Below are 12815 nucleotides of genomic sequence, written 5' to 3'. Positions count from 1 at the left end.
GATCCAAGTCCAAGCAAGCTCATTATGAGTCCTAGTTGACTTATCGTCGAGAAAGCAAGTATCGCTTTCAAATCCGTTTGCTTTAGCGCCCGATAAGACCCATATATCAAGGTCGTGATCCCAACGCCTGATACGAGCCAGAACCATTCCGCTTGACCAGCAAATATAGGACTAAAGCGTGCTACTAAGTATAGACCAGCCTTAACCATCGTTGCAGAATGAAGATATGCGCTTACCGGAGTTGGAGCTTCCATCGCATCTGGCAGCCAAATGTGAAAGGGAAACTGCGCTGACTTCGTAAAAGCACCAAGCAAAATAAGAAGCATAGTGGGAATAAACAAGTCGTTCCCAGCCAGCATATCTACTTGACCGATAACCTCTCTAATGCTGAATGTACCCGTCATGACATACATAAGTACAAATCCAGCCAGCATCGATAGGCCGCCAAAAACCGTAATAAGCATTGATTTTAAGGCACCATACTTCGACTTCTCCTTCTTATGCCAAAAAGCAATGAGGAGGAATGAAGAAATGCTGGTTAGTTCCCAAAACCCGTATAACACCATCATATTGTCTGAAATGACGACCCCAAGCATAGCCCCCATAAATAAGAGCAGATAAACATAGAAGGAATGAATCTCTTCTTTCCTCTTATTTAAATAGAAAATGGAGTAAAGGATAACTAGAGCTCCTATTCCCGAAATAAGCAGAGTGAATAATAAGCTTAGACCATCCAAATAAACCGTAAAATTAACACCTAGAGACGGAATCCAGGGAACAACCGCCTTCATGCTCTCTCCATCTTGTACGGAAGGAATATAGGTTAGAAAAAAAACGAAGAGCAGTACCGGTAAAGGCAAAACGAACCACCCTGTGTGAATACGATTCAGCCACTTATGCAGGAATGGGACAAATGCTGCAAATAAGAACGGTGAGATGATAGCGATATGCAGTAGAGACAATATTTCCACTCCTTAGATTTTTGTGAAACTATATTTGCTTCGAAACCCCTTAACTCACTTCTACATAAGCATCTCCAATTTCCAATAAAAGTCGTCCTTTTCTGCTTAATTTCCAAAAAAACGCAAAAAGAGCCCGCTGTTGGCAGGCTCCTCCGATAAAACATACGTATTCGATTGTTAACAAAAGCAAGATTAGTATATCCCCGTCAGCTTATTATTGTCAAGAACATTTGCTCTATTTATAAATGATCAGGCAACGGCTTTCGGCCAACAAATCCATCATCCAAGCCATGATAATGACCGATGCTCTCTTCGCCTTCCTTCCAGCAAATAAGAATATCTTCGCCATTCAGCACCGAAGGAAAGTCAATCAGCCCCGGATTAATCATTTTGAGTTGAACGCCTTTTCGTTTGAAGTTTTCAATCAACAGATCAGCCTCTATACGCATAAACTCAAGTTGGCTCTCCGCTTCGAAAAACGGATCTTGTATAGCAACAGGCTCGACAGATGATTGCTTGTATGCTTTTTTTTCGCTTTGCAGCTCTACATATTGATCCTCAAATTGCTGTGATAATGTCTGAAGTCTAATCAAGTCAACTTTTAGCTGCGGAAGCAGGGCATTTGCTTCACTCAGCGTAAACGTTTTATTTTCCATCATACATCCACTCCTTGCCTTTAAGTCTACTAGAAACTGCCCCCCATTTCCATTTAATACGAAAAAAAGCTTTATTTCCCCACTAACATAGAAACCTTAAACATAAGCTACTCCCCCATTTGATATGAATAAGTATGCAAAAATTTATGTAAGATACATTCTGTTTTAAGGGGGAGTGGCCAATGGGAGCTTTTTCGAGTGATTTGCTGAAGGATAAGGTAGTGCTGATTACAGGAGGCGCGACAGGACTTGGACGTGCTATGGGGGAAAAGTTTCTTGAGCTAGGTGCAAAACTCGCAATCGCTAGCCGTCGTGAGGACGTATTGAAGCAGGCCTCCGACGAAATGAGTGTCCATGGAAGCGAGGTGTTTTACAAAAGCTGTGACGTTAGAGACCCGGCACAAATATTCGAGCTAATGGATGCGGTAGAGGCTAAATTTGGACATATCGATGTACTTATTAATAACGCGGCTGGAAATTTCATAAGTCCTACTGAGCGTCTCTCACCGAAGGCAGTGGATGCCGTCTTAAATATCGTGCTGYATGGTACCTTCTATACAACCCTAGAGGTCGGAAAAAGATGGATTGAGCAAGGACGTGGTGGAACCATGCTAAACATAGTGACAACCTATGCCGCCACTGGTTCAGGTTATGTCRTTCCGTCTGCTGCTGCAAAAGCAGGTGTATTGGCTCTAACCCGCTCCCTTGCTGTAGAGTGGGCACCCTATGGCATTCGGCAGGTCGCCATCGCACCTGGGCCTTTTCCAACGGAAGGTGCTTGGTCCCGCCTCTCTCCTACTCCTGAATTGGAAGAAAAAATGATAAGTAGAATTCCGCTAGGCAGGGTCGGCGATAAAGAAGAGCTTGCTAATTTGGCGGCTTATTTAATCTCAGACTATGCAGGTTATATTAACGGGGAGGTCGTTACCATTGACGGTGGCGAATGGCTGCAGGGCGCAGGTCAATTCAATAGTCTGTCAGAGGTTACTTCTGAACAATGGAATGTGCTTGCTGAAATGACACGAAAGGGTAAGTAAATTAGTTTCAAAAATTAGAACTAATTCACTCTAGACTACCGACCTATTGCCGTTGAATAACCGCTTTATATTACGGATTCCAGAACAAAAACATGCCACAAAGAAAGATACATCCTACTGAAGCAATCAGCCCGATAATGGAATATCGCAAACTTCAGCACCTCCTAGACATGGGATAATCTATATTGCAATTACAATCCATTTGATCAAATGAGCGGCTGGCACCAATAATAGCTGAGCAAAAACGGTTCCCAATAATCGGGATATCATTAATAATCCAAAAATCTTATTAAGTGCGGCAACTTCTTTTTCTCCTCGAAGTACCTTATCTGTAATTAAACCAATTTGCGGATCAATGAGTATCGTTAGTAATATTGTCGCAATTCCATTAATTAGACCTGATGCCTGTGCTGCCGTCATTGCCTTTTCTACTGTTAAAGTAGAAGCAAGCAAGGCGGCTAATACTCCTATTGTATATATGGCTGTTACCACTATATTAAGAATCACTATCCTTTTAGGAATACCTCCGATTCTTAATCGTGATAGCATCGATAGCTTGGGTAGGCGTAAATGGTATTTTGTATTACTTATTTTTTGAATGGAAACGGCTGAACGAATCATCTGTGGAATGGAGCCTGCTACTTCTAAATGGGATATTAATCTAGAAGCAAGAAAAACGGCTGATGGAAATAGTAATAATGCAACAAATGTCCCGACTGTAGCTGAACCTATAATAATCCTCATCTGGGTAATGACATCAAAATCTGGATTTGCTCTTGCGAAATCTATGATATTACCGGTAAGTGGACCTTGAACCATATTGGCTGTTCTTGATATTAAAAGTATGATTCCAGTCAAAGACAAGGCTACTGCTAATTTCCCTAAACGTACTCCTGCTAATCGAAGCGAGTATGTAAGTGTCTCTGAGAGATGAATAATAAAGGTAAATAGCGCAACAATGACTATTTGTTCGAACAAAACAACACTCCTCATCCTATTAAAGTGGCCAAATTGATCCCACATTTAGCTGAATAGACCTAAATTGGTTTTCTTTATTAATTCGTATAACATCAACTATTAATGATTAGCTATTGATTACAATTCACAAAAATACGGTCCACAATCCGATTCATGCGTCTTTACGTATGTCCATTTAAAATCTTTATCCACTATGTATATATCAGAATCCAGTTCAAAATAATCCAATTCTAGATCGGCCCCATTAATAACAAACAACGCATGATCCCTATCCTGATAAAAAATAAAACATTGTTGCTTTTTCAAATTATTGAAAGCCTCAATAGCAAGTTCATTCTTCAAACATGGTCTTTTTTTATAGCTAAATAGATGCCATAGAAACTGGTCAAAATAGATCAATTGTTGTTCTTCATAACTTAAGTCTTTCGTAAAAATATTTGCCCATTTGTTTTTTAACTCTGGTCCTTGGTTGTTCAACTGGGAAACAATAATATTCCTATCTTTTAGCACATCCAGCAGATTCAGATTATACGCTCCCTCGTCTCGTTCGCCAAATAGAATCTGCTTGACTTCATCCTCATCAATAACTGCTTCAATACGCGCTCTGCTTATGATATCCACTAAAATTAGAGGATTAGATGGACACATATATGGTCTATTTCCTAAACTCAAATAATTCTGGCGAATAGATTCAACACATTTAAAAGTATAGAAATGAGTCAGCCAACTTGTACGATCAGGAAATGTCACAACCACACTTACTTGACCATCCTCTTCATTGTCAACCCGACCTTCAGAGTCAATTGTTACATGCCTCTTTTTAGGAAACATTCAATAACCCCCTAAACAACCTATTTACTCGGTTTTCTGAAACGCACTTCCATTATACTCCAAAAATGATAGATGACCATATATTTCCCATATTTATAATCAGATCGCGAATAAGTCATTAATATAATTAAAGGGACTTTCTAATAGGTCATTCCTGGCCTATTGGATAGTCCCTTCATATGGTTATGATGCCCGATCAGAATTCACCCTTTGAATAAAGCCGCGTCACCGCCTCAGCAAAAGCGCTTATTAGTGATTTCGGTGAATCCGTCAAGCAACCATTTTTCAGTATTAATTAGGATAATTACCGAGCTGGATAGGTTAGCGCTTCATAAATCGCAAAATAATGACGGGTGGGATATCATACCAATCAAACTTGCTATTAACTTCATCTTTTTCAAAGCTTGGTTCTTCCATTCCATCCAACACAAACCCAGAAGATAAAAATAGATGCACATAATAAGATAAGGGTCTATGGAATATGTAATGTGGGACAGGCTGTCCTTGTATACCTATACTTTCGAAGGGTTCCGGCAATAAATACTTTGAAATTTGAATACTATTTCTTGAAACAATTTGCCCATTACTTTCTTCAGTCTCATGAATCTTTCTCAAGCCCGGTGTTTGAAAGCAAGGATGTGGGATAGAAAAAACAACTTTCCCGTTGTCTTTTAGTAAAACATGAAGTGCTTTGATTAGTGGTGTAATATCGGCTATATCCATTAATCCCATATTGGACACAGCACTGTCAAATGTATGTGCTCCTAATCCCATCAACGCTTCATCGCTTGTAGCATCCACTACTTGATAATCAATAGGACACGGACAGTTTACAGACCTCGCTTTTGCTCTTTCAATCATTACTGCACTAAAATCAAAAGCAAGCACATGAGCGCCTAACTCTGCTAATCTTCGTGAGAAATTACCGTTTCCACATGCAATATCCAGTATAGTTTGACCTTCTCTTACTGCCAAAAGCTCTTCCGTCTTCGGTCTTATAATCTCACGATGAAACCGATTGCTATGTTCGCCCATATAATCATCCCAGAACTCTGCATTCTCGTCCCATCTGGATTGCGATTCTGCCGTTAGCTCTCTCCATTCACTCATTGTGCCCGCCCCTTTCAATCATACCTACCATCAACTTCAGTATTATGATTGTTCACACCCCATATCATACTTTAAGGAATCCTTTTTATTCAACATAATCTCTACCATAAAAATATAAGACTCTAAAGCTTCAAAATCCGCACTTTGAAGCTATTTACAAAAAGAGGAACTTCAGGTATATTGATAAGCTGAATCTAGAAGAAGAGAGGGTTCGATGCAATGCAAGAAAAGCAGTCATTGGAAGGTTCACCTATCGCTTTCAGACGTATTTATCGTTGGGTGTTATCGTTTTTAATACCCTATCGAGTCCAAGTCGGTGTTAGCTTAGCGCTTGGCATTATAATATCCGCAGTCTATATGCTCGTCCTAAAGTTCATACAAATTATCGTCGATGATATTTTGCCAAACAAAGATACCTCCCGCTTTCAGACTCTTATGTGGTGGATGTCGGCCGCAATTATCCTTGTTATTTTCACCATAGTTAAACGATGGATAGATCAAAATTATCAAACGCGCGTATCAGCTTATTAGTCATACCACCATTGTCTTCTCGCGTTACATTTTACTGGCATGGCAACATCGACAAAGTAACGATCACCGTACATTAGGTGGCTTGTTTTATTTACTTTGTGATGAAGTCAACCAATTAGATTGGGTGCTTGCCTTAAAGCAACTCATGGAGTTGATTGAGGATATCGCAAAGAAAGCCAATAAGAAGATCACAACACTCATTCAAACACAACTCCAGCAATGGATCGCCGGTTTGCCCAGCTACATCAAGGGTTACCTGCCTAATTTAAGCTGCGAAAGTTGAGTTAATAAACAAAAAAACTTATATTTAAACAACAAAAAAGCTCTTGATTTCTCAAGAGCTTACGATACATTAGTTGGAGCGGGTGATGGGAATCGAACCCACGCTATTAGCTTGGAAGGCTTACACTTGCCTTACTGCATCCTCCTCCAACATGGACGAGCCCCTTTAAAAACAAAGATTTAAATTTCCCTTCTATTATAGAGTAGGGTAAATCGATTCAACTTTCGAAGGGCTTGGACACCAATCGGACACCGTTTTTTCTGCTCGAATCTGAATTCCAATTATCTACTTATAKAAGCTCCAGCTCTTGATGCTGGGGCTTCTTTATTGCAAAATAATTCTTATCAAATAAGTTATTCAAACATCGCCTGTGTATGCCTGCATCTCGGAAAGTTCGAACATCCATAAAACTCTCCGCGAGTGCTTTTTCGTTTTACCATTAAATAACCACAGCGATCACACTCAGGATCATCATATTGTTCCTGCTTCACTTCAGCTATTGGTTGTTCAACAACTGGTTCAGCAGTTGGCATAACGACTGCTCCGTTCAACACCAATATCTTTTCAATTAGCTGTATCCGATTAATTAAACGAACTCCATTTGATTTAGCTAGCGTATTAGCAGCAGCTGTATAATCACTATTTAATACAACCCAAGCTTCAGAAGCACCGTAATGTGCAATGGAAGCTTGCACCTCCTGAACAGCTTTAATCCCTACGTTCTTACTGTAACGTTTTGCCTGTACTACACTCTTCTTACCTGCTTTTGTAATCACCAGGTCAGCTCCGAAGTCACCGGAAGCTTGCGTTACTTCCACTACATAGCCATGTGCTTTAAAGAGATGTCCAACCATCTTATCGATCTCAGCTATTCCAGATCGCTTGAGCCGCTCATCACGCTTCTTTTTGATCGCAAGCAAAATCATAATATATGCCGCGATCACACAACCAACAGCCAACCCAACTGTGAACCATGAGTGCGTAAGCTTATAAGCTCCCCAGCCGGCATCTATCATAAGCAAAAGAACTAATGCCTGCTCAGGTTCCAGTTCATCTTTCTTCCTTCTTCTAGCCACATCCGCAATCTCCCTCTGGTTATCATATCGATCAATTACTTAGGAAATTTGATCTATATAAGAATGTTAAGGGTAAAATTAGCGATATGGTCGCGGATCTCGCACGAGCTGGCCGTGCAAGGTTCCTCCTGAACAAAAAAAGAGCCGATGGAACGCTTTCCCAACGACTCTCTTTGATTGACGCTTCCKAATATGATTTTATTACTCCATATACAAACAATGAAAAATCAAGCTAGTTCTTGTTCAATAATATCCAAATATTGAATTGCATCCGCCACTTGTCTATTAGAGATTAATAGACGCAAATACCGCGGTTTCTGCCTTTTTCTTGAAAGATAGGGTGAATGTACAAGCAAGCCATGGTTAACGTCATAGATTATAGAATCAAATAAAGAGAGGAGGTGCTTCTGTGGACACGATCATCCATTATTTGGCCGAGGACATCAAAGTGAATCAGGATTTTAAATATCGTCAAATCGTAGGGCTTCGGTCGTATCATTCGATCGTAATCGGAGAGTTTCCGCGCCGAAGTTCGGAACGGGAGTATCCCTACGAGTACGTGTACCGCGGCGATATTCGAGACTGGGGTGCGTTCTTCAAAAAGCACAACGTGAAAGCAATCCATTGTCACTTGGGATTTGACGCAAATAAGATGTTGCCGATCGCGAGACGCTGGAATATCCCGCTGATCGTCAGTTTTCGCGGAAACGACGCATCTTCGCGCAAGAGAGGCAACAAGAAAGCCTACCGGAAATTGGCAAAGTACGGGAGTTTATTTTTGCCCGTGTGCAAGTATTTCAAGAAAGAGTTGATTAAGCTAGGGTTTCCGAAAAAACGGATCAGAGTGCTTTACGGCGGCATCGATACCGATAAATTTTGTTTCCGCGGCACAAAAACGACCAAGGACGACGAATTCCGAATTCTCATGGTCGGCCGCCTAACGGGGAAGAAGGGGCTGCCCGTTCTACTCCAAGCCTTCAAGATCGTACGCTCGAAGCTGCCGAAGGCGAAGCTGGTCATCGTCGGGAAAGGCGAGCCGAAGGATAAGAAGGAGCTGCAACGCGATATTCGCGCCGCTCGTCTCAAGGACGCCGTAAAGCTTAAGGACGCGATGCCAAACGCCAAAATCGTCAAAGAGATGCACCGTACGGATTTGTTCTGTCTCCCGAGTCATACGACGCGCAACGGCGCGATCGAGGGCATCCCGAACGTGTTAAAAGAAGCGATGGCCTGCGGCGTGCCTGCCGTATCGACGTTCCATGCGGGCATTCCCGAATTAATTACGCACAAGAAGGAAGGGGTATTGGTTAAAGAAAAGGACGCGAAAGCGCTGGCGGATGCGATCATACGGCTGCTGCGAGACCCGGACCGAGCCATTGCCTATGCGATACGAGCGAGACGGAAAGTCGTGAATTCCTTTCATTTGCCCACGCAAATCAAAGTGCAAGAACAGTATTACGACGAGCTTCTCAGGAAACGGAGTTGAACGGGATGGATACCATTCATATTGTAACGGCGACCAACAATAAATATGCGAAGCCGCTCGGGGTCATGATCCATTCTATGCTTTCAAATACGAAAAGTGCCGAAAATATACAGTTGTATATCATCGAGAGCGGGCTTTCGTACAAAAATAAGAGAAGATTGGAGCGTGTCGCAGTTTCCAGCGGTGCGCAGGTCCAATTTCTGACGATCCCCCAATCGCTGTTCGGAGACTTAAAAGAGAAAAATTATTTGACGCAAGAGACCTATTACCGGATCGCGATCCCGAATTTGCTTGGGGACAACGTGACGAAGGCGCTGTACCTCGACAGCGACATGATCGTTCAGAAGGATATTTGTAAACTTTGGAAAAAAAATTTAAGAGGCTGCTATGCAGCGGCGGTCGAAAAGGACAATGTGTCCCGCCGCAAGAAAAAACAACTCGGCATGCCGAAGAGAGCCCGCTATTTCAATGCAGGGGTTATGCTGCTGAACTTGAAGAAATGGCGGGAACAGAACATCGCCAAGAAAATCGTTAAGTTCAGCAAAAAGCATCGAAAATCCATCGAGTACTGCAGTCAGGACCCGATGAACGGCGTAATTAAAGGAAAGTGGCGGAAACTTTCTCGCAAATGGAACTTCATCACGACATATGCACGTCGAAACAAAAAAGCGAAACCGGCCATTATCCATTACACGGGACCGAAAAAGCCTTGGAAGCATGGCCACCCGTTTCGGAAAGCATATAAGAAATACGCGAAAACGCTAAAATGGTAGGATAAACGAAAGCCGCTGTCCCGTTCGCCGGCAGGAACGGGACAGCGGCTTATTTGCGCTCGTAATTGGCGTAATCGATCATCACAATTCGATTCTTTTTCGGATTCCAGCGAATATTGGAACCATTCGCATCCGTAAGACGAAAGCCCACTGCCGCGAACTTTTTTTTTAGAGCAGGCAGTTTCTTTTTTTCTCTCGATTTCGGAACCGACTTTTCCCACTTCTCCATGACGATCCAACCGTCTCCGTAGTCTTCAATCTTACTTAAATACTTACGGAGCTTGGAAGGAACCGTTTGATACAGTCGAACTTCCCTTTCGTTCGTATTAAGAGCAGCCTTCTTATAAGCGATTTTTAACACGTGTTTCTCATCGAGGTCGAACACCATCCGGCTTTTGCCGGCTCCAATAAAGGGATATGGTAAATCCAAGACTTTCAACGTCGCCTCGACCCCGATCCCATGACGCGTCAGTTTCGGGATCCAATTCTTGATGGCCTGACGATCGGCAGCAGTAATGTATTGCCCCAACCAGGATGCCCCCTTTACATATTGTTAAAATAGAATATGTATGAAGACACCGAAGCGTGTGGACAAGTGGAACAGATTTGAGAGATTTTTAGGCAAAATTCCAAGCATCGTGACGACGAAGCCAGATGGATATTATTATGAAAAATGAGGAGAATAGGAGTGCCACAACAATAAGGAGGGTTTACTGGTGAATAGATTACGCGCCCAAGAAATCGCGGATTCTCCGGTTTTGGAGAGCCTTCCAGTAAGCAGGGCGCTGTTCGAACGGTGGCAGAACGAACCTATGCCAAAGCATGACCCATTAGAATGGGCGGTCCGCTTCTATTATCTCAACCGTTTGTCAATCAATGTCAGAGTGTGACTTGTACTAAATCTTTGCGATGGTTTAAATCGTAAGTTTTCCAGATGTAAGAATGGCTTGATTTAAAGGGAATAAAAAGCAACTATATCCTGCGGAAGAGAGAGTATTCAGTTTTTCCAGAGTCATTTTTTTTGTTTGAGTGATCTGATGATCTTATTATAAACTCATGGCAAGCTTATGAGTAGTAAATTGACTGTTACTTTAAAGTAATTGCGCATAGCGGTAGATGGATCGTGCTGTAGTTTCATAAAGGATGAAACTGGTATTGATTAGCGTTACCAGAACCGCGGCTACGTAAGCGTCAAATAGCCCCCACCTTGTCATCAAGATGAGGGCTACATAAATAGAGTTAAGACTTAAACACGTGGCAAGTCAGCGGTAATAATGTCGACCAAGGCAATAGCTTGTCCAGCGCTTCCGGGTTTTTTGGATCGGATAGCTGCGGAAGTTGCTCGAACACATACACCAGATAGTTGAACGGATTCAACCCGTTTTCTTTTGCTGTTTCCATTACACTATAAATGATGCTACTCGCCTTGGCCCCGCGAGGTGTATTGGCAAATAGCCAATTCTTTCTTCCAATGACAAAAGGTTTAATCGCTCGTTCACTACGATTATTGTCGATTTCGAGCCGTCCGTCCTCTAAGAACATCGTTAGCTTGTCCCATTGGTTTAGGCTGTAACCGATAGCCTCTCCAAGCTTGCTCTTCGGCAATGTGCGGGATCGCTCTTGGCGAAGCCATAGCAAATAAGCATCCAGAACARGCCCACTTCGCTCTTTTCGGATGGTGTAACGCTCTTCTGGTCTCTTTTCTTTCAGCTCACGCTCAATGGCGAAGAGCTGATTGCAGAATTGGAGACCCTGCTGTGCAGCCGTTTTCGTTCTGTCTTGGGAGGTCGGCAGTGCTTTTAGCGCCTCGTCATATTTTCGCCGCGCATGCGCCCAGCATCCAACTAGTTTAACGCTTTGTACCTTGTGGTAGCCGGGATAACCGTTCACATGCAGGTAACCGCTGAATCCTTTTAAATAATTTCGCGGATGCTCGCCGCCGCGTGTTGGCCGGTAGTCGTACAGGACGATGGGCGGACCCATGCGACCTGTTCGATACAGCCATAGATACGACTTTGACTCCGCCGATTTCCCCGGTTCGCGCAGCACTTGAAGGGTAGTCTCATCGGCATGTAGGATGTCCCGATCCAGTAGGTGCTCCCGCATGCGGTCCGTTAACAGCGAGAGCCATTGATCYGCRCCGTACATCATCCAGTTMGCRAGYGTCTGCCKAGAGATTRTTAGACCTARACGGGCAAACTGCTGCTCTTGCCGATATAGCGGCTGGCTGTCYACATACTTYTGGCTCATGACATRTGCMAKGATGGAWGGRGAAGCYAAACTYCCYGGATAGASRGGYTTTGGCATSGGAGCKGTYACGATTGGTGTAYGAATTTCCTCGCGCTCACARYGGCGGCAYGCATASACCTGACGAACATGYCGTGTCACCTTCACTTCYGCRGGRMTRAYGGTGATTTCGTTTCGCGTCTCGGTGCTCATYTCATGAAGGGCACATCCACAGCAGTCGCAGACTTGCTCCCCCTCAGGCAACGTGTACGTGATCGTYTCYACAGGGAATTGATCCAGCTTAGCCTCTCGACTACCAGCAGATTTCTTGCGACTGTAGATAACCGTCTCGATGTCCTGTTCCTGGGTGCCCGGCGTCGCCAGCACYTCAGCTTCATTGAACAGATTMAGCTCCAWYTGATCRGGRTGCGTCTTCTCGCTCKAGGCCCCGAAACGCTTCTGCTGAGCAAGACGGAACTGCTCTTCGTACCATTTGAGCTTGGCCGACAGTTCTGTAATTTGTACGTCTTGCTTCGCTGTTTTTTGTTTTAGTTCTTCTATTATAAGGGATTGATTTTCGGTATGATTTTCCATACTCTATTTATTCGTATATGGCGCGCTAAATCCTACTTTTAGGTATGTCGAAATGGCGAACATTTTCGTCAAATGACGGTATGGGCGGTCACTTGTGGATGTGCTTGCCGCTGGCTGAGGGCAAGTCCATCTAACAGTCAGCGAAGCTCGCGGCTAGAGACGGTGATTGCTCCTTCATTCCCTTTGGGCCACTCAAATGTGCCTCGTTCTAGGCGACGATAAAACAGCCAAAAACCGTTGTGTTCCCAGTACAGGATCTTAAGTTTGTTGCG

The 12815-nt window shown here is 43.3% G+C and carries 14 protein-coding genes and 1 pseudogene; 6 read left to right on the top strand and 9 right to left on the bottom strand.

Annotation, left to right across the window (positions count from 1 at the left end; all coding sequences use genetic code 11):
• A partial coding sequence (locus AC1DWN_RS16875) for a proton-conducting transporter transmembrane domain-containing protein (RefSeq protein WP_477560065.1) occupies positions 1-962 on the bottom strand: 962 nt, incomplete at its 3' end.
• A gap of 239 nt (positions 963-1201) precedes the next feature.
• The gene (locus AC1DWN_RS16870) at positions 1202-1621 is read right to left on the bottom strand and encodes a DUF2203 family protein (RefSeq protein WP_477560064.1); all 420 of its coding nucleotides are present in this window, start codon (positions 1619-1621) and stop codon (positions 1202-1204) included.
• Between the two features lie 179 nt (positions 1622-1800).
• Between AC1DWN_RS16870 and AC1DWN_RS16865 the strand changes: the two genes are divergently transcribed.
• A complete protein-coding gene (locus AC1DWN_RS16865; protein ID WP_477560063.1) occupies positions 1801-2655 on the top strand; it encodes an SDR family oxidoreductase in 855 nt (284 codons plus the stop codon).
• Positions 2656-2835: 180 nt separating this feature from the next.
• Here AC1DWN_RS16865 and AC1DWN_RS16860 read toward each other — a convergent pair whose 3' ends face one another.
• The 3 genes from AC1DWN_RS16860 to AC1DWN_RS16850 all read right to left on the bottom strand — a co-directional run bounded on the left by AC1DWN_RS16860 (position 2836) and on the right by AC1DWN_RS16850 (position 5574).
• The gene (locus AC1DWN_RS16860) at positions 2836-3633 is read right to left on the bottom strand and encodes a lipid II flippase Amj family protein (RefSeq protein WP_477560062.1); all 798 of its coding nucleotides are present in this window, start codon (positions 3631-3633) and stop codon (positions 2836-2838) included.
• 117 nt (positions 3634-3750) lie between these two features.
• Complete coding sequence (locus AC1DWN_RS16855; protein ID WP_477560061.1) at positions 3751-4464, bottom strand: DUF4275 family protein; 714 nt, start codon at positions 4462-4464, stop codon at positions 3751-3753.
• A gap of 321 nt (positions 4465-4785) precedes the next feature.
• Positions 4786-5574: a class I SAM-dependent methyltransferase gene (locus tag AC1DWN_RS16850; protein ID WP_477560060.1), complete on the bottom strand. Its 789-nt coding sequence runs from the start codon at positions 5572-5574 to the stop codon at positions 4786-4788.
• 219 nt (positions 5575-5793) lie between these two features.
• Here AC1DWN_RS16850 and AC1DWN_RS16845 point away from each other — a divergent pair, with 219 nt between their 5' ends.
• A complete protein-coding gene (locus AC1DWN_RS16845) occupies positions 5794-6105 on the top strand; it encodes a hypothetical protein (RefSeq protein WP_477560059.1) in 312 nt (103 codons plus the stop codon).
• Positions 6086-6388 (top strand): annotated as a pseudogene (locus tag AC1DWN_RS16840) (IS4 family transposase); the annotation flags it as partial. The gene AC1DWN_RS16845 and the pseudogene AC1DWN_RS16840, both read left to right, overlap by 20 nt.
• Before the next feature lie 353 nt (positions 6389-6741).
• On the opposite strand, the gene AC1DWN_RS16835 reads toward AC1DWN_RS16840, so the two are convergent.
• Positions 6742-7464, bottom strand: a complete 723-nt coding sequence (locus AC1DWN_RS16835) for a restriction endonuclease (protein WP_477560058.1) — start codon at positions 7462-7464, stop codon at positions 6742-6744.
• Between the two features lie 409 nt (positions 7465-7873).
• Here AC1DWN_RS16835 and AC1DWN_RS16830 point away from each other — a divergent pair, with 409 nt between their 5' ends.
• Positions 7874-8950 carry a glycosyltransferase gene (locus AC1DWN_RS16830; protein ID WP_477560057.1) on the top strand — a complete coding sequence of 359 codons (1077 nt, stop codon included), beginning with the start codon at positions 7874-7876 and terminating at the stop codon, positions 8948-8950.
• Positions 8951-8955: 5 nt separating this feature from the next.
• The gene (locus AC1DWN_RS16825; RefSeq protein WP_477560056.1) at positions 8956-9723 is read left to right on the top strand and encodes a glycosyltransferase family 8 protein; all 768 of its coding nucleotides are present in this window, start codon (positions 8956-8958) and stop codon (positions 9721-9723) included.
• 49 nt (positions 9724-9772) lie between these two features.
• On the opposite strand, the gene AC1DWN_RS16820 is transcribed toward AC1DWN_RS16825, so the two are convergent.
• On the bottom strand, positions 9773-10252 hold the full coding sequence (locus tag AC1DWN_RS16820; RefSeq protein ID WP_477560055.1) for a hypothetical protein: 480 nt from the start codon (positions 10250-10252) through the stop codon (positions 9773-9775).
• Positions 10253-10439: 187 nt separating this feature from the next.
• Between AC1DWN_RS16820 and AC1DWN_RS16815 the strand changes: the two genes are divergently transcribed.
• Positions 10440-10613 carry a hypothetical protein gene (locus tag AC1DWN_RS16815; protein WP_477560054.1) on the top strand — a complete coding sequence of 58 codons (174 nt, stop codon included), beginning with the start codon at positions 10440-10442 and terminating at the stop codon, positions 10611-10613.
• 349 nt (positions 10614-10962) lie between these two features.
• On the opposite strand, the gene tnpC is transcribed toward AC1DWN_RS16815, so the two are convergent.
• On the bottom strand, positions 10963-12543 hold the full coding sequence (gene tnpC / locus AC1DWN_RS16810) for an IS66 family transposase (RefSeq protein ID WP_477560053.1): 1581 nt from the start codon (positions 12541-12543) through the stop codon (positions 10963-10965).
• Between the two features lie 137 nt (positions 12544-12680).
• On the bottom strand, positions 12681-12815 hold a 135-nt coding region (gene tnpB, locus AC1DWN_RS16805; protein ID WP_477560066.1), incomplete at its 5' end, for an IS66 family insertion sequence element accessory protein TnpB.

The sequence above is a fragment of the Paenibacillus sp. P4_A7 genome (assembly GCF_056402455.1).
This window is presented reverse-complemented; position numbering and strand designations above follow the sequence as displayed.

Excerpts from the sequence above, each read along its gene's own strand:
- AC1DWN_RS16825 (WP_477560056.1), top strand. The coding sequence starts at position 8,956 with ATGGATACCATTCATATTGTAACGGCGACCAACAATAAATATGCGAAG.
- AC1DWN_RS16855 (WP_477560061.1), bottom strand. The coding sequence starts at position 4,464 with ATGTTTCCTAAAAAGAGGCATGTAACAATTGACTCTGAAGGTCGGGTT.
- AC1DWN_RS16850 (WP_477560060.1), bottom strand. The coding sequence starts at position 5,574 with ATGAGTGAATGGAGAGAGCTAACGGCAGAATCGCAATCCAGATGGGAC.
- AC1DWN_RS16870 (WP_477560064.1), bottom strand. The coding sequence starts at position 1,621 with ATGATGGAAAATAAAACGTTTACGCTGAGTGAAGCAAATGCCCTGCTT.
- AC1DWN_RS16845 (WP_477560059.1), top strand. The coding sequence starts at position 5,794 with ATGCAAGAAAAGCAGTCATTGGAAGGTTCACCTATCGCTTTCAGACGT.